This window comes from Sphingobacteriaceae bacterium GW460-11-11-14-LB5 (assembly GCA_002151545.1).
In the GTDB taxonomy this organism is placed as follows: domain Bacteria; phylum Bacteroidota; class Bacteroidia; order Sphingobacteriales; family Sphingobacteriaceae; genus Pedobacter.
In genome coordinates this window covers 5,667,035-5,684,725 of sequence record CP021237.1, presented here as the reverse complement: position 1 = coordinate 5,684,725, position 17,691 = coordinate 5,667,035, and the positions used below count along the sequence as shown (strand labels likewise).

16 protein-coding genes and 1 pseudogene are annotated in these 17,691 nt (G+C 39.7%); 9 read left to right on the top strand and 8 right to left on the bottom strand.

From position 1 onward, the window contains the following. Positions 1-26: 26 nt before the first annotated feature. Entirely contained in the window at positions 27-221 is a 195-nt protein-coding gene (locus CA265_23250; GenBank protein ARS42414.1) for a hypothetical protein, read from the top strand. A gap of 78 nt (positions 222-299) precedes the next feature. Here the strand turns inward: CA265_23250 and CA265_23245 are convergent, their stop codons facing one another. Both CA265_23245 and CA265_23240 read right to left on the bottom strand, forming a co-directional pair. Continuing rightward, positions 300-1,988 carry an arylsulfatase gene (locus tag CA265_23245; protein ARS42413.1) on the bottom strand — a complete coding sequence of 563 codons (1,689 nt, stop codon included), beginning with the start codon at positions 1,986-1,988 and terminating at the stop codon, positions 300-302. Between the two features lie 107 nt (positions 1,989-2,095). Beyond that, entirely contained in the window at positions 2,096-2,470 is a 375-nt protein-coding gene (locus CA265_23240) for a DoxX-like family protein (GenBank protein ID ARS42412.1), read from the bottom strand. 100 nt (positions 2,471-2,570) lie between these two features. Between CA265_23240 and CA265_23235 the strand changes: the two genes are divergently transcribed. The 5 genes and pseudogenes from CA265_23235 (at position 2,571) to CA265_23215 (ending at position 6,784) form a co-directional block, all read left to right on the top strand. Beyond that, positions 2,571-2,969, top strand: coding sequence for a transcriptional regulator (locus CA265_23235; GenBank protein ARS42411.1), 399 nt, complete (start codon positions 2,571-2,573; stop codon positions 2,967-2,969). Between the two features lie 96 nt (positions 2,970-3,065). Next, positions 3,066-3,296, top strand: a pseudogene (locus CA265_23230) (hypothetical protein). Positions 3,297-3,965: 669 nt separating this feature from the next. Beyond that, entirely contained in the window at positions 3,966-4,268 is a 303-nt protein-coding gene (locus CA265_23225) for a transcriptional regulator (GenBank protein ARS42410.1), read from the top strand. Positions 4,269-4,279: 11 nt separating this feature from the next. After that, on the top strand, positions 4,280-5,380 hold the full coding sequence (locus CA265_23220) for a 12-oxophytodienoate reductase (GenBank protein ID ARS42409.1): 1,101 nt from the start codon (positions 4,280-4,282) through the stop codon (positions 5,378-5,380). A 513-nt stretch (positions 5,381-5,893) separates the two neighbouring features. Beyond that, on the top strand, positions 5,894-6,784 hold the full coding sequence (locus CA265_23215; GenBank protein ID ARS42408.1) for a hypothetical protein: 891 nt from the start codon (positions 5,894-5,896) through the stop codon (positions 6,782-6,784). Here the strand turns inward: CA265_23215 and CA265_23210 are convergent. Continuing rightward, positions 6,781-7,971, bottom strand: a complete 1,191-nt coding sequence (locus CA265_23210) for a hypothetical protein (protein ARS42407.1) — start codon at positions 7,969-7,971, stop codon at positions 6,781-6,783. The two genes, CA265_23215 and CA265_23210, sit on opposite strands and share 4 nt — an antisense overlap. Beyond that, entirely contained in the window at positions 7,968-8,594 is a 627-nt protein-coding gene (locus CA265_23205; GenBank protein ID ARS43108.1) for a hypothetical protein, read from the bottom strand. The genes CA265_23210 and CA265_23205 overlap by 4 nt, the downstream gene beginning before the upstream one ends. 192 nt (positions 8,595-8,786) lie before the next feature. Here CA265_23205 and CA265_23200 point away from each other — a divergent pair, with 192 nt between their 5' ends. Then, positions 8,787-9,647, top strand: a complete 861-nt coding sequence (locus CA265_23200) for a hypothetical protein (GenBank protein ARS42406.1) — start codon at positions 8,787-8,789, stop codon at positions 9,645-9,647. Positions 9,648-9,704: 57 nt separating this feature from the next. On the opposite strand, the gene CA265_23195 is transcribed toward CA265_23200, so the two are convergent. Both CA265_23195 and CA265_23190 read right to left on the bottom strand, forming a co-directional pair. Beyond that, positions 9,705-10,103 carry an HIT family protein gene (locus tag CA265_23195; protein ARS42405.1) on the bottom strand — a complete coding sequence of 133 codons (399 nt, stop codon included), beginning with the start codon at positions 10,101-10,103 and terminating at the stop codon, positions 9,705-9,707. Positions 10,104-10,191: 88 nt separating this feature from the next. Next, positions 10,192-10,665, bottom strand: coding sequence for a transcription elongation factor GreA (locus CA265_23190; GenBank protein ARS42404.1), 474 nt, complete (start codon positions 10,663-10,665; stop codon positions 10,192-10,194). A 359-nt stretch (positions 10,666-11,024) separates the two neighbouring features. On the opposite strand from CA265_23190, the gene CA265_23185 reads away from it, so the two are divergent. Continuing rightward, on the top strand, positions 11,025-12,905 hold the full coding sequence (locus tag CA265_23185) for an aminopeptidase (protein ARS42403.1): 1,881 nt from the start codon (positions 11,025-11,027) through the stop codon (positions 12,903-12,905). Positions 12,906-13,148: 243 nt separating this feature from the next. Here the strand turns inward: CA265_23185 and CA265_23180 are convergent, their stop codons facing one another. Together CA265_23180 and CA265_23175 are read right to left on the bottom strand one after the other, a co-directional pair. Further along, positions 13,149-13,616 carry a peroxiredoxin gene (locus CA265_23180; GenBank protein ARS42402.1) on the bottom strand — a complete coding sequence of 156 codons (468 nt, stop codon included), beginning with the start codon at positions 13,614-13,616 and terminating at the stop codon, positions 13,149-13,151. A 386-nt stretch (positions 13,617-14,002) separates the two neighbouring features. Further along, positions 14,003-14,932, bottom strand: a complete 930-nt coding sequence (locus tag CA265_23175) for a phosphoglycerate dehydrogenase (GenBank protein ARS42401.1) — start codon at positions 14,930-14,932, stop codon at positions 14,003-14,005. Positions 14,933-15,149: 217 nt separating this feature from the next. Between CA265_23175 and CA265_23170 the strand changes: the two genes are divergently transcribed. Next, positions 15,150-17,636, top strand: a complete 2,487-nt coding sequence (locus tag CA265_23170; protein ARS42400.1) for a TonB-dependent receptor — start codon at positions 15,150-15,152, stop codon at positions 17,634-17,636. Positions 17,637-17,691: the final 55 nt, after the last annotated feature.

Sequence of the window (17,691 nt, the reverse complement as noted above, 5' to 3'; positions counted from 1 at the left end):
TTAATTAATTAGTAAATACCTGCGTTATGGCGAAAGAAAAGAAAAAAGGAAAAAATAAAAAAAAGAAAAAGAAAAGCGGAAAAAAGAATAAGCTCGGTGTTAAAAATTCATTGGTAAACAATATTAATGCCCGAAAGAAGAAAGGGAAGTCGAGGTCTAAGAAGAAATCAAAAATTAGTAAGAAAGCCTATAAAAAAATGCAAAAAGACTGGAAAAAGTAATTATTGATGTCTACCTACTCAAGAATCCGGGCAAGCAGTTGATAAAAAAGCCTTCAGGCAAGGATGATCAACTTTAATTTATTTCTTAGGTAGTACATGGTTTTCCTTTGCCCAGCTTTGCCATTTTGCATTCAGCTCTTTTACCTTATCAGGATGCTGAGCAGCAACATCGTTCAATTCGGTCTGATCATTTTTGATGTTATAGAGATGCCAGGTAGAATCGCCAGAAAGATTAACCATTTTCCAATCGCCCGAGCGCACAAAACTGGCGTTAAAATGTTCGTTAAATAAGATTTCGTGTCCGTTTGATACCCTTCCTTTTAAAGCAGGCACCAAACTCATGCCTTGCATTGGTTTAATGGTATTACCCTTATAGCTGGCGGGGTACTTCGCGTTGGCAAGTTCGACAAAAGTGCTCATAAAATCCATGACATGCCCTACCTGATTGCTATAACTGCCTTTTTGGGCAGCGATACCTTTTGGCCAGAAGGCGATCATCGGCGTATGCACACCACCTTCGTACGATTGTGCTTTTGCCAGTTGATAGGGCGTATTGGCTACATTTGCCCAGATTGGGCCGATTGAGGTATAACTGGTTTGCGGACCCGGCATTACTTTCTTATAAATGGGGTAAGCAATTTTTTCGCCAGCCCTCGTTTCACTTGGACGGTCGAAACCTGGCCCATAGCGCATCGCATCTTCAGGGCTTGCACCATTATCACTCAAAAATACAATCAAAGTATTATCCAATTGATTGGTTTCTTTTAGGGCTTTAATAATCCGCCCAATGCCCTGGTCCATCCGGTCAATCATTGCTGCGTGTACAGCCATCGCCATTTCATCAAATGCCTTTGTAGGATTAACTTCCCATTTCACAGTCGATTTGCGTGGAGATAAAGGAGCTGTTTTAGGATCGATTAATCCCATCGCAACCATTCGCTTATACCTCGCCTCGCGAATGGCATCCCACCCAACTTTATAGGTATCTTTATATTTCGCGATATCCTCTGGTTTTGCCTGCAATGGCCAGTGCGGCGCATTTTCAGCTACATAGAGAAAAAATGGCTGATCAACTTTGCTAAATTCACGGATGTAAGTTGCGGCGGTATCGTTAATGGCATCTGTATGGTAGTAATCTTTAGGTACATCTTTAATCGGCGTTGTACCACTTACCAAACTAAATGGATCAAAAAAGTCGACCACGCCCCAAAGTGTTCCGAAGAATTTCTCAAAGCCTCTGCTGGTTGGGTATTGATCAATTGGAGAAAACAAAGGAAAAGATGTTTTATGGTTTAGCCAATCTAACTGCGCTTGCGGTGTAGGTTGTTCTATGGTATTTGCAACATGCCATTTACCCGACATTGCCGTTCTATATCCCGCATCTTTTAAAACCTCTGCCAATGTTACTGTATTTTTTGTAATGGCACCACGGTATCCTGCTACACCACGGTCGGTAGTCATTTCACCAATGCCAGCATTGTGGTTATAAAGCCCTGTTAATAAGGCGGCACGTGTTGGACAACAACGTGAGGTATTATAAAAATTTTTAAAACGGATACCCTGGCTAGCCAGGTAATCGATATTTGGTGTTTTAATTTCTCCGCCATAACAGCCGATATCAGAAAACCCCAGATCATCGGCAAGGATGACAATGATATTAGGTCTTTTATCAGCGGCTTTCTTGTGCTTGGATCTATCGGTAAAAGCGCTTAAAGCAGCTACAATAAAGATTAAAAACAGGCCAGAATATTGGGTAAATATGCGCATAGTAACCTAAATTAAAATAAAAAGACGGAAGATCCGTCTTTATCAATTAATTTGTTGCAAACACAGCTAAATCGTTTTATAAGCGCTTAAAAATTTCAATGTTTCATCTAAACGGATGCTGTTTTCGCTTTGTGAAAGGTAAAATACGACAGCAATAACACAATTAAAAATACAAGCGGACCAACGCGGTTATTGATCGGATCGCCCGATGCCGTATGTGCGATAAATGCCGAAATAAATGTAAATGCGAAACCGGCATATGCCCATTCTTTCCATAACCCTTTTATCGGTAACAATAATACAACAGCACCTAAAATTTTGGCAATGGCTAATTCTACCCTGAAATAATCAGGAAAGCCAAGGTGATGAAAACCTTGTTTAATGGTTTCATTGGTCAGATACGAGTAGGCCGAAAAAGTCATCATTAACGAAACTAAAGCGGTTGATATCCAATAAATAATTTTGATTGTTTTTGTTTTCATATTATTTTTTTGATGCAAACTTATGTAGTTTTACTATCTAAAAGATACTAGTATCCCAAAGGATAGTGCTATCCTTTACGAAAGCTTATACCTTTGTACCATGGGCCCAAGAAAAGAACACCGAAATAAGGAAACCTGTACTGCAAGTTTAAATGCGGTAAAAGATGCACTCTATGTGTTAAATGGCAAGTGGAAACTCCCTTTGATTATTTCTTTACAGGAAGGACCGCAGCGTTTTAATGAAATCCAGAAATCGCTTGGAGAAATTACGCCCAAAATATTATCGAAAGAACTTAAAGATCTGGAATTAAATGAATTTGTAATCCGCAAGGTATTTTCTACCACTCCGGTTACGGTAACTTACGAGCTTACCCCTTACAGCGAATCACTTGAAAGAGTAATTGATGAATTAAGGGATTGGGGACTAAAACATCGCGAAAGGTTAGTTAAAAACAGGCGAACCGAATCGGTTGAAGTAGAAATGAGTACGCCAATTTAATCACTAAATCTAATCGCCTGTACCATCCATTTTTACCGAAAAAAGCAAAAAACTGATAATGATAAAATTCGGCTATCTTTGTACAAAATAAAATCGATGGCGGTATTACATAAAAAAGAAGAAAAAATTCAGGCAGTGCTGGGTAGGTTGCCTAAAAAATATACAGACGAACAATTTGTAGAGATGTTTATCAGACTTTACTCTAAAGATTGGGGCAAAATTAAATCGGCTTACATCAAGCAATCTCAGGATAAAGAACCTGGAACCATCATCAATATGCCTAAACCAGAGGTATATTTACGACAGATCCTGGCCAACTACCTGCAACAAGACCATGCGCCGAAAGCAGTAGCAGTTAAAGAAGAACCTGTTGCTGAAGCTCCGGTTACGGAAGTTAAAAAAGCGAAAGCTCCGGCTAAGAAGAAAGAAGTTGTAGCTGAAGAAGCACCTGCCGAAGTAAAAAAAGCAAAAACACCTGCTAAAAAGAAAGCTGAAGAAATTGAAGAACCGACTGTAGAAGTTAAAAAAGCCAAAGCACCTGCAAAGAAAAAAGTGGAAGCGATTGAAGAGACTCCAGTAGCGGAAAAGAAAGCAAAAGCAGCCACAAAAAAGCCTGCAGCAAAAAAATAAAAAAATATTTTACATCAAATATAATAAATCACCTTTTTGGTTGTTTATATATATGAGAGCGTTAATTTAGATGACGGGGATAGGTCGGTATGATTTATCCCCGTTCTTTTTTGGCCATTTTTTCTCTAAGGTTAATCTTAACCACGGAAGCACAGAAGACATGATCACGATCTAGGTTTTGTATGCTGCATTAAGATCCCCGCCTGCGCGGGAATGACGCCCCTTCTCTAAAATCGATAATAATATTCAACAAAAATCTTTCCGCTCATAACATCATTCATTTTACTTATCGCTAAGTTTTACATGCAATTGTAAACTTTATTCTTTTAATTGGCATATCGGGAAAAGTCGATATACATTTGTGCCATGGATCAGGTAGAAATATTTAAAGCACTTTCGAACAAAACACGTTTACAGATTTTAGGCTGGTTAAAAGCGCCAGAAATACATTTTCCGGAACAACCCAATGCCGATTTTGAAAATGTTGGTGTTTGCGTTGGGCAAATTCAGCTTAAAAGCGGACTGTCGCAAAGTACCATTTCCGAATACCTGTCTATTTTACAACGTGCTGATTTAATCAGTTCAACACGCTTAGGTCAATGGACTTATTACAAACGCAATAAAGAAGGCTTAGAAAAATTAAGCGAAATCATCAATACCGAATTATAATTTAGAAACATATGAACACAGATAGTTTATTCAGGCCTTTTAGCCTTAAAACATTAAATATCAAAAATAGAATCGTAATGGCGCCAATGACGCGTTCATTTTCTCCTGGTGGCGTACCAACTCCCGAAGTTGCCGCCTATTACGCAAAGAGAGCAGCTGGTGAAGTGGGTTTAATTTTATCAGAAGGAACCGTAATTAACCGTCCATCATCTTCTGCAGATCCTAATATTCCACATTTTTACGGTACCGAAGCTTTAGCAGGCTGGGAAAACGTAATTAAAAGTGTACACCAGGCTGGCGGTAAAATGGGTCCGCAGATCTGGCACCAGGGCATTATGGATAACCATGCATCGGGTTGGCTACCAGGCACACCTTTCGAAGGTCCATCAAGCCTAAACAAACCAGGTTTTGAAAATGGCGTACCGATGACCGATGCAGCCATTGCTGATACCATTGCAGCTTTTGGCCAGGCAGCAGCCGACGCTAAAGCTTTGGGTTTTGATACGGTTGAAATACATGGTGCACACCAATACCTGATTGATCAGTTTTTCTGGGAGGGTACAAATAACCGTACCGACATTTATGGTGGCAAAACTTTAGCAGAGCGTACCCGTTTTGGTGTTGAAGTAATTAAGGAAGTACGCAAAAGAGTTGGTGAAGACTTCGCCTTAATTATACGTCTATCGCAGTTTAAACCTGCTGCTTACGATTTCAAACTGGCTAAAAACGAACAGGAAATGGAGCAATGGTTAACCCCATTAGCCGAAGCCGGAATCGATATTTTCCATTGTTCGCAACGCCGTTTCTGGGAACCTGAATTTGAAGGTTCTGACTTAAATTTTGCCGGTTGGGCCAAAAAAGTAACCGGAAAAGCAACAATTTCAGTAGGTTCTGTTGGTTTGGATGGCGATTTCTTTGGCGCATTTGCTGGTCAAAGTTCACAACCTAGCTCATTGGAAGAACTGGTACGCAGAATGGATCGCGGTGATTTCGATTTAGTAGCAGTTGGCCGTCCGCTTTTAGCAGACCCGAACTGGGTAGAAAAAATTAAATATAACCGCACAGAAGAATTAAAAGGCTTTAGCAAAGAGGCTTTAATGGAACTGGTATAAAAATCTTAATTTTTCTTTTTAAGTTTAGAAAGGCATCTCGAAAGGGATGCTTTTTTGTTACAATAATTCCGTCATCTCTACTGAAGCGCGACGAAATGAAGAGATCTTCCCGTGACATCAGATGTTACCATAGAACTCAGTTTAGGAATAAATTTTCTGCCACGGAAGCACAGAGGGCACGGAAATTTTCTTGATAGTTTGAAAAGCAGTACCCGTATTACTTCGGTTGTTCCAGCCCCGCCCTTTGCTTAATCCTGATAGAAAAAATCAGGATAACGCTGTCGGTCGGGTTTATTTCACTTCTGACAGTAGCATTGCCCTAGCCACCTAAACCCGATCAAAGCAAATCCCGAGATGAAGTCGGGAGAAGCGGGAGCGGAAAAACAACAACCTAAAAGCTTCTGTTATTGCTTTCCAAAAACAAACTAGTTTTTCGCGCCAACAGATATTACCAAACCATCTGCTTTAGCATTTTTTTCCTTAAATTCACGTCATCAAAAAATTGATTATCCCATGTCGAACATTAAACTCATTATCGAAGAAAGGCCTGCAAATATTGGCAATTTTATGGTTGGCAGATTACTGCCTTTCAGAGAGAAACGCATGGTTGGTCCTTTTTCCTTTATCGACCACATGGGTCCTGCCGCGTTGAGCGATCATGAAAACCTCGATGTTCCACCACACCCGCATATTGGCTTATCAACCTTAACCTTTTTGTTCGAGGGCGAAATTACACACAAAGACAGTTTGGGTTCGGATATTGTGATTAAACCCGGACAGGTAAACTGGATGACCTCGGGCAGCGGTATCGTACATTCAGAAAGAACTCCTGAATACCTCCGTCATAGCGACAAAATGCTCCATGGCTTACAGATCTGGGTAGCCTTACCTAAAGATTTAGAACAAATGGAACCTGAATTTTGCCACGTAGAGGGGGCAGACATTCCAGGCTGGACACAAGATGGTGTTGATTTTAAATTAATCGCCGGAGAAGCTTTTGGTTATAAATCTCCGGTTCCGGTGTACAGTCCCTTATATTTTTTAGAGTTAAAAAGCACTAAGCAGCAAAAGTTAAACATTGGCGATTACCTGTTTGGCGAAAGTGCACTTTATATTTTAGAAGGTGCGATTGAAAGTGAAGGGAATATTTTTGAACCGCGTTTAATTTTAATTGCCAACGATGCCAAACTCTGCGAATTTACCATGCACGAAAACACCACGGTTTACATATTCGGTGGTGAAGCTTTTCCTGAAGAACGTTTTATTTACTGGAATTTTGTTGCATCAGACAAGGAATTGATTGAAAAAGCCAAAACTAAATGGCTGGAGCAAAGCTTTAAACCGGTTCCCGGCGAAACAGGCTTTGTACCCCTGCCCGACCCCATTCGCAACATTAAACATTAATTCTTTCTGAACAGGTTCATATTTACCGAAACAGCCACACCTGTAGATGATAATTTAGAGTTTCCATAACCTATATCCGTTAAAGGGATTTTCATAAAAGGTTTAGCGCTGATGCTTAAATTATTATTTATTTTGTGTTGAAACTCCACCCCAACATTAGCTACACCTAAATAGTGCTGATTCTGGTTTTTTACTTCGAAACTTTGAGGGCCCTGATAAGCTCCGTTATAAGAATAACTGTATTTTTCCTTCAGCATTAAATAACTGGATAAACCTGTGCTTAGCGAAACCGAATTTCTACGGCCATCAAAAACCTTATAGTTCACATTGATTGGAATATCGATTACATCGCAATTGGCGTGGATATTTGCCGGATCTACCTTAAAAACATAATTGGTGTTAGGGTTATACTGGCTAAAATCTGAATCGTAAATTTTCTTGGCATAAACTGCGCCGGTCGTAACACTTAATTTCCGGGTTAAGAAAAGCGTAGCTTCTACACCAAAACCGCCACTAAAGCTACTTTTACCTGAATTTTGCACACTGGTTAAATCGGGTGCGGCCAGGATACTTAAAACAAACCTTGGCGTCTTCCTAACCAATGGCGTTGGCATTTTCTCCGGTTTTCTTTGCGGAAGGGCAGCTACCAGATTTTGTTGTTCTAATTCTACTCGTTTAGTTTGAATGCTTATTTGTGGATTATATAAGGTATTGGCTAAAAGGTTCTGATGGATATAACTACTCTCCAAAACTTTAGAAAAACCAGCATTAACCTGGCTTGTTTCAGCCACTTTATCATCATTCGTATCTTTATTATTTTCTTTATTCCCGGCCAATAAACTTCCTTCACCATTCCCGGAAGAAGTATTATTTTCTGTTGGTTTCTTGATTAAATCTCCCTTATCCTCTATAGGTTTGTTATGCTCTTTATTGTTAATTTTTGTATCTGTTTTCACCAGCGGATTGTTTTTAGGTTGATCGCCATTTGGCTTAGCCAATAAAAACACCACCAGTAACATTGCGGCTATCCCAGCCACAGCCGTTAACCAAATCAGCGGCACTACCCTCCTTTTTGGTGCTGGATGCAATCTCTCCTCCAGATTATCCCAATCTAAATCATTAAAAGGAAGATCGGGATTTTCCAACCCATCCTTAAATAATTTATCTATATCTTTTCCCTCTTTCATTGCATATTTGTGTTTAACCTTACCTGTAAAAGGTTCCTATCTACTTCCGAATTCCTTACCTGGTAAGTTGTCGCCTCTGTAGCTTTTAACATTTCCTGTAATTTTTGCCTGGCCTTAAACAGGTTCGACTTTGATGTACCTACCGATATCCCCAGCATTTCGGCAATTTCTTCATGTGTATATCCATCAATGGCAAAAAGATTAAAAACGGTACGGTAACCCGCGCTTAACTTTTGCACCAATGCCAGTAAATCATGGTAAGCTAACTTATCGTACACAGAACTTACCTGCGCAATATTTTCATGATCCAGAATATCTACGTGATCAGCAAATTTCAGATTAGCACGATAATAGTCGATAGCTGTATTGGTTATTATACGACCAAGCCAGGGCAAAAAAGCCTTGCTAGGTTCGTATTTAGTGATGTTTTTAAAAGCTTTAAAAAAGCCGTCGTTCAGTATTCCCGCAGCATCCAACCGATCGTTTGCATAACGCAAACAAATACCCATAGCAAAGCTATAGAAATGTTTGTATAGCGCTTTTTGACTATCCCTTTCATTTCTAATGCAGCCCTGAATATGCTTTTGTATAATAATATCTTCTCTGTCGCGGTTAGCGGTCACAAGTTCTCCTTTCAAAACACATTACGATGAGGATTTACAAAAGGTTGCCTAAAAAAAATATTTTTTTTTAAAATAATTATGATTCGTTCGGTTTGGCTAAAATTCTCGTTTCTGCAAGCAACCATTTACAACCTGATGGCGTAATACGGGCATATTAATGATTAAAGTTAAAACTAAAAACAAAAAAATCTTATGCTAATCTACTTAAAAAGAAACCTATTGGCTGTATTGTGTGTGGCCATGGTATTTAGTGCCTGCAAAAAAAATAGTTCAGATGAACCGACAACGCCTCCTGCATCTAACAAAAAGGGAATTCAACTGGCAGCCGATGCTAAATTCGGATCAGTATTAACCGATAAAGATGGCAAAACTTTATACTTTTTTGCCTCTGATGCTGCCGGTACGCCAACCTGTACCGGTGGTTGCGAAACCACCTGGCCACTTTATTATTCTGCCGATGCCAGTACAGATTTAAACCTGAACAAGGCCGAAGTTGGTGAAGTTACCCGTGCCGATGGACGTAAACAAAGTACTTATCGTGGTTATCCGCTTTATTATTATGCAAATGATGCTGCAGCAGGCGAAATTAAAGGGGATGGTGTTGCTGGAATCTGGTTTGTAGCTAAACCCGATTATTCATTAATGCTGGCCAATGCACAACTGACAGCGAACAATATCAATTATACCAGCACCTATGCAGTTGGTGACGGCAAAACCATTTACTTAACTGATAACAAAGGACGTACTTTGTATGCTTTTGCGCCAGATAAAAATGGTGTAAATACTTATACCAAGAGTGCAACACAAGAAGGTATTTGGCCGGTGTACGAATCTGAAGTCCTTAACGTTCCGTCAGCGATAGTAAAAGCTGATGTAGGCGTAATTACCGTAGCCACCATCAACAAAAAACAATTAACCTATAAGGGATGGCCTTTGTATTACTGGATATCAGATGTAAAAAGAGGAGATAACCTCGGCATCGTAATCGGAAAGGGGCTAGGCTTAACCTGGCCGGTATTACAGCTAAATGCTACAGTTGCTCCGGCGCCGTAAAAATATTTGGGTTAGGCGGGTAGAATGGTCGGCTGGTGTTTTCACAGCCGGCCCTTTTTATACTTCCAGTAAGGCTTGCTTAATTTTTTCGGCAGCCTCAGCCAGTTCTTCGTTTGTTGGCTTCAGTTTTTCTTTACTGAAATTCATATCGCTTACATTATTCATCGGGATTAAATGAATATGTGCATGCGGCACTTCCAGTCCAATTACCGAAACGCCCACTTTTTTGCAGGGGAAAGCTATTTTAACACCTTTCGCTACAATTTTGGCAAACATCCACAAACCCACATACAGATCTTCATCCATATCGAAAATATAATCAGTCTCAATTTTCGGAATAACCAGAACATGGCCTGCTGTTAAAGGCTGAACATCTAAAAAGGCTAAATATTCTACAGTTTCAGCAACAACATGTGCAGGGATTTCGCCAGCAACAATTTTTGAAAAGATAGTCATTAAGGTATAGGGTTAAAGGTGTAGGGTGTAAGGTTTAGGATTTAGAGCGGAGAACAGACCTTAAGCCTTAAACCCTCCGCCTTCTACCTTATCTTGATATCTCTAAAACTTCGAACTGCATTTTACCTGCCGGCACTTCGATTTCGGCAAATTCGCCAACCGATTTACCTAACAAACCTTGTGCAATTGGCGATTTAACAGAAATTTTTCCTGTTTTTAAATCGGCTTCTGTTTCGGCTACCAACTGGTAAGTCATGGTTGCGCCGTTTTTAACATTTTTTATTTTAACAATCGATAAGGCAAGTACTTTCGATAAGTCTAATTTAGACTCATCAATTAAACGTGCGTTTGCCAAGGTATTCTTTAATTTTGAAATTTTTGCTTCATGCAAACCTTGTGCTTCTTTGGCAGCATCGTACTCTGCATTCTCCGATAAATCACCTTTATCCCTTGCTTCTGCAATTGCTTTAGATATTAGCTGACGACCGGTGGTTGTTAAATAATGAACTTCCTCTTTTAATTTATCTAACCCCTCTTGGGTGTAGTATGTTACCTCTGTCATTGCTCTATTAATTTTATTCAAACGCTATAAAAAACAAACAAGACTATATAGTTGGTTTGCTACATAGTCTTGCTTCAATTATAACGAAGATAAAATGTGGAAATTACAAAAGCAAATAAAAAATTAAGAAGTGACCAAGATTTTAAGCTTTTATGACTTCCAACTATCAATTCGGAACTTCAATTAACCCCTTAAAATGATGAAAAATTAAGCTTTTTCAATTAATCAGGCGCTCATTCAATCGTTAAAGCTAAATCAGGCTATATAATATGCCAGAATCACCACAATGGTAACATTCATTTATACACTTATCCAAAATTCAAGCATTAGTTATATTTTAGCTAAAATTATTCGTAAAAATGAAAAAGTTATTCTCTATTGCCCTGCTCATTGGTTTGGGTGCTTATGCCGTTTCTGCCCAAGAGCTTTATATGCCCCGAAATATTAAAGCAGCATATACCAAGGGCACGCGTGCGATGAATGGAAAACCTGGCCCCAATTATTGGCAAAACCATGGTAAATACAACATGGATATTAAGGTAGATGCCGAAACCAAAGTGGTGAGCGGTAAAGAAGAAATTTTATACAGCAACAACAGTTCCGATACCTTAAAAACCCTGGCTATCCGTTTTGTAAACAACTTACATAAACCCACTTCGCCAAGAGGTGGTGCGGTAAGTGAAGGCTTTTTAAGCACAGGTCTAAACATCATCTCCTTTTCGGTTGATGGCGAAACTTATCAGGTAGACAGCAAAGATTGGGGAACAGTAGGAAACGTAAAGTTGAACAAACCTTTGTTACCAAAATCGAAAATCACTGTTAAAATTGAGTGGGATTACCCCTTATCAAAAGAAAGCGGTCGCGAGGGGCAGATTGATCCAAACTCCTTTTTTGTGGCTTATAGCTATCCGCGCATATCGGTGTATGATGATTATAACGGCTGGGACCGCATCCCACACACCGATAGGGCTGAGTTTTATAACGACTTTAACGATTATGAATTCGCTATTAAAGCCCCTAAAAACTATGTGGTTTATGCAACCGGCGATTTTCTGAACCCTGATGAAGTGTTACAGCCTGAAATTTCTGCCCGTTTAAAAAAATCGTATAATGGTGATGAAGTCATCCACATCGCTACCGAGCAGGAAATGAAAGACGGCAAAGTAACGCAGCAAAAAGACTGGAACACCTGGAAATTTGCAGTAAAACACATTACGGATGTCACCTTTGCACTGAGCAACCACTATGTTTGGGACGGAGCAAGTGTAATTGTAGATAAAAAAACCAACCGCCGTGCAAGTGCACAGGCTGCCTACAACCCAACTACCGGAACAGATTTTATCAACTCGGTTAAATACAACCTTAATGCATTGGATTGGTTCTCGAACAATTGGCCCGGCATTCCCTATCCTTATGTAAAAACCATTGCTTTTCAAGGTTTTGCCGATATGGAGTACCCTATGATGGTTAACGATTCTCAATTTGGTGATCCGGTGTTCGCACAATTGGTTCAAGACCATGAGGTGGCGCATACATACTTTCCTTTTTACATGGGCATTAACGAAACCCGTTATGCTTATATGGATGAAGGCTGGGCCACCACATTCGAATATTTAATCGGCATTGCAGAACATGGAAAAGAAGCCGCCGATAAATTTTACAAAAGTTTCAGGGTAAACAAATACATTAACGATAAATCTACAGAAGAAGACCAGCCGGTTATTTCGATGTCTGACCAGGTTTCGGGTGCAGGTTATGGGAATAACTCTTACGGAAAAGCTTCACTATCTTATTTGGCGCTTAAAGATATGTTAGGAGATGACTTATTCAAAAAAGCACTACATAACTATATGAGCAATTGGAATGGCAAACACCCTATTCCATGGGATTATTTTAACTCGATGAATGCAGGATCCGGACAAAATTTAAACTGGTTTTTCCAGAATTGGTTCTTCACCAACAACTACCTCGATTTAGCCATTACCAAAGTAACGCCAGCTCAAGAAAAATCGACCGTAACCATTAAAAATGTTGGCGGTTTTGCCATTCCATTTAATGTGGTGGTTACGTATAGCGATGGAAAAACAGACACCATCCACAAAACACCAGCAGTTTGGAAGGCAAACCAAAAAGAAGTGAATGTAACGCTTAATACCACTAAAAAAGTAAAATCGATCAGTTTGGATAACGGCATTTACATGGATGCTACACCAAAAGATAATGTTTGGTCAGCTAAATAGTTGACAGTTCGCAATTTTCAGTTGGCAGTTCTGTAAACGGCCAGCTGAAAACTGTTATTGTAAGCGACAAGCTTTATAGTCCCCGTTTGCAACGGGGATTACCGAGATCCGCATTTGTAATGCGATTAAGCATACATATGGCGATAAAATCGCCATTCTCCTGCATCCTCGTTACAAACGAGGACGATAAGGGGTAATGAAATAAGTGGCCGTTCGATATGACGACCAACTGAAAACTGTTAACTAATAACTGAGAACCGGTTCGTGTTTAACCGGAAAATTTAACGAATTGGCAATAAAACACATTTTATTGGCTTCGTGATGCAGCGATGCTGCCAGTTCGTAATGTGCTTTATCAGCTATTAAAACCTGGGGATGTAGCGTAACTTCTCTAAACCTGCCACTGCCATCGGCCGATTCTTCCATGGTGCCTACAGCCTCATCCTTATAATCGATTACTACAATTTCGTTTTTAGAGCATAAATGTAAATACCAGAGCATATGGCAGCTTGATATAGATGCCAGCAACAGATCTTCAGGATTATATTTAGATTTATCGCCCAGAAAAGCTGAATCAGACGATCCGGAAATATCGGCTTTTCCTTTTACTGAAATTACATAATCGCGATCGTACGAACGGTAATCCATTGTACCTGAGCCTTTATTGCCTGTCCAAGTAACTGTAGTTGAATATAAATGATCTTTCGGCATGATAAAATTGGTTAGATTGTATAGCCAATTTAAGAAAATAAAATTGAGATTTATACCTTTTTTTTAGGCCCAAGACTATAAAAATTAAGTTTAAATAGCGATTAACTTTTATTTTTGAGCGCATTGCCAGTACAAGAAAATGAATTGGCTCCCGTGTTTCGCTAATACACTTTGGGCTTCGTACCTCAGCCCTGCAGGGTAACGCTTCACCCGGGGCTAGATGGCAGATACAGTAGTTCATTTTAGGGTTTGCAGGTTGCAACCGCAAAATATAAACCTGATTGTAATGATTCCGATTCTTCATCGGAAGTAATGGAAAGCAGGACAGAACCTTGACTACTAGCAGTGCCCTTGCTTTCCAAAACCAAAATAATTCAGCATTATGCTCAATCGAAACTAAGCCCGCTTAACTTCTCGGCCAAAACCTCCGAAATTTTACGGTACGAATCGAATGTCCAGCCGCCAACATGTGGCGTTAAAATCACTTTGTCGTTGTTTTTAAGTTCATTGTACCAAGCTTGTTCACCCAGGGCCGGGAATTTTTCTGTTTGCAATACATCCAGTCCGGCACCTAAAATCTTTCCGCTTTTAATGGCATTCAACACTGCCGGTGTATTTACAATTTCACCCCTTGCCGTATTGATAAAGAAAATGGGCTTTTTAAAATGATAGAAATACTCATCATCAACCATCTGTTTGGTTTCGGCGGTTAAGGGAATATGCAAACTCAGCACATCGCTGTGTTTCACAATTTCTTCCATGCTTACCTCGCGGGCAAAAGCATCAGAAAAGCCGGTTTTGTATTTATCATAGGCCATTACATCAACCTCGAAACCCGCCAGCTTCTTTGCAAAACTTTGTCCCATAAAACCATAACCAATAATCCCAACCTTTTTGCCTTTCAATTCGTAGCCACGGTTACCTTCCCTATCCCATACGCCATTTCTGATTTCGATATCGGCCCTACGGAAGTTGTTCATCAATGATAACAGTAAACCGGTAGCATGTTCGCCAACGGCATCGCAATTGCCTTCGGGTGCGTTAATCAGTTCGATATTTCTTTCAAAAGCGATTTTATCATCGATATTATCCAGGCCTGCTCCTGCCCTGGCCACAAATTTTAAATTTGGGGCTGCAGCAAAAATTTCGGCATCGATCCTAAATTTTGTCCGGACAGCAATACCGGTATAATCTTTAATTTTATCTAATGTTTGTTGACGGGTGATTTGTGGTTCATCATCAACCTCGTAGCCCATGGCAATAGCCTGCTCTTTAAATGCAGGGTGTAAATCATCAACAATTAATATCTTATTCATAATGAACAAAAGTAACATTTTGCTGATTGTTCAATTGTAATATTCTTTTATTGTTTCCGCAAAACTGAAAACCGCAAATTGTTAGCTGTCAACTGTGCATTACCCACAAAAATATTACTATAAAATGGCTGTAATAAAATAGTTACGGCTCCTTAATTAAACTAAGTTGCCGTTACTTTGTCTCCCTTTATAAAAACATACGAAATTTTATTTTTTAATGAGACTTTTACAATCGAGAACAATACAGATCACCCTTTTACTTTTAAGCTTATCATTTAACCTTTTCGCACAAACAAGTGGAAAAGCAAAAATTACCGGAATACTTAAAGATGCAAAAACACAAGAAACCATTCCATTTGCTACTGCAATTTTAATTGATAAGGCTACGGCCAAAAATGCAAAAATTGTGCAAACGGATGTTAACGGTGCTTTTGTAATGGCCGATATCCCTACCGGAAACTTTACCTTTAAAATAAGCTTTGTAGGCTACCAAACCATGGTTAGGGATAATGTTGCCATTACCGCTGCAACCGGCACCTTAAACTTCGGCGAGATTAAAATGAATCCTGCAAAAGGAAATGTGCTGAGTGAAATTACCGTAACAGGCCAGAAACAGGCGATGCAAATGGGTATCGACAAAAAGATTTTCGCGGTAGACCAGAGCGTAATCAGCGAAGGTGGCTCAGCCAGCGATTTATTGCAGAATGTTCCTTCTGTTTCTACCGATATGGATGGTAATGTGAGTTTACGTGGCTCTACAGGCGTTAAAGTATTAATTGATGGAAAACCATCTTTAATTGCCGGCGGTAATGTAGCGCAGATTCTTCAATCAATCCCAGCCAGCTCTATCGAAAGTGTGGAGGTAATTACTAACCCATCAGCTAAATATGATGCTGAAGGGCAATCAGGCATCATCAACATTGTATTGAAGAAAAACACAAAACTTGGTTTTAACGGTTCAGTTGCACTAACTGCAGGTAACCGCGATAACTATAATGCCAACACCAACTTAAGCTTTCAGAATAGCAAAGTTAACCTTTATGGCAATTATGGCTACCGTTACGGCAACCGTGTGGGCGGTGGTTTTCAAGACATCACATACAAAACACCAACCAGCTCAACAGCTTTCGCCAATCAGAATACGGTTTCTACCTCTAATGATAAGGGGCACAATGCCAAAGCGGGGCTAGATTATTATCTGGCACCAAAAAGCGTCGTTAGCTTATCGGGCGGTTTTAACTCGAGGGAAAATGAGCGGAATGAGTTGCTTGACATCAGACAATTAAATTCAAACCAGTCGCCAGTTTTATTGAGCAACAGAACCAATAATAATGATGGTTACGGAAAAAGTTATGATTTGAATTTAGATTACGTTCAGAAGTTTAGTAAGCCTAAAGAGGAGTTAACGTTCAACTTTGGCTATTCGCACGGAACAAATAACAACGACCAGACTTACAGCACCAATACCACGAACCGAAATGGCGTGCCGATTGATGAAACTTTAAGTTTACAACGGGTTTTTAATACAGGCGATAACACCAATTACAACATCCAGACTGATTATGCATTACCTGTTGGTAAAGCGGGTAAAGTTGAAGTAGGTTACCGCAGTCAGATCCGCTTAGGAAATAACGATCAATATGCCGATTCAATTCCAACCAATACGGAGGTTTATGTACGTAACAACAAGTTGATTAATGGTTTCGATAGCAAAGATCAGGTGCATGCACTTTATTTAAACTACCAAAACCAGATTAAAGATTTTGGTTACCAATTGGGTTTAAGGGCTGAAGATGCGCGTTTAGACACCCACTTGGAAGGTTATACAAACAATGTATTAACTACTGCAGAAGGAAATATCCACTACAAAAGGTTATATCCAAGTGTTTTCTTAACACAAAAACTAAAGGGCGATAATCAGCTTCAATTGAGTTATACCCGCCGCGTAAACCGCCCTCGTCCCTGGGATACCAATCCATTTTTAGACGTTTCAGATCCTTTAAACTACAGAGGTGGTAACCCAAATTTATTGCCTGAGGATGTGCACTCTTTCGAATTGGGTTATAGCAAATACTGGAAAAAAGTAACCTTAACATCGAGTTTATATTTCCGTCAAACCAATGATGTCATTCAAAGGGTAAGAAGTACGCCAGTTAACGGGATCATTACGTCAACCCCTCAAAACTTATCACACCAGATTAACAGCGGGGTAGAATTGATTGGCCGTTTTGATCTGATTAAAGCTTTAAATTTTACCACCAATGTAAACTTATACCAGGCAAAATTTGCCGGAGATGCGAGATTTGATATTGCATCGAGCAGTGGATTTAGCTGGAATGCCAACATAACGGCTAATTTAACGGTTGTTAAAGATGTTTCATTACAATTACGCGGCGATTACCGTGCACCAGAAGTAATGGCACAGGGAAAACGCAACGCCATGTACGGCATTGATGGTGGAGCCAAATACGATTTCCCAAACAAAAAAGCATCTTTAAGCTTCAATGTTCGGGATGTATTTAACACCAGAAGATGGAGCATGACCACAGAAGACAAAGCAACTATTGTTGATTTTGAACGACAGATGCAGGGAACAATGGGTAACTTAACCTTCTCTTACCGGTTTGGAAAAACAACATTTACGGGTGCTAAAAAGAAGAAAGACGATCAGCAGGATAACCGTCCTGATGAGGGATCATTTTAATAACCAAGGTGCTTAGAAAAATATTGCTAAGCACCTTTTTTTAACTAATCGGATA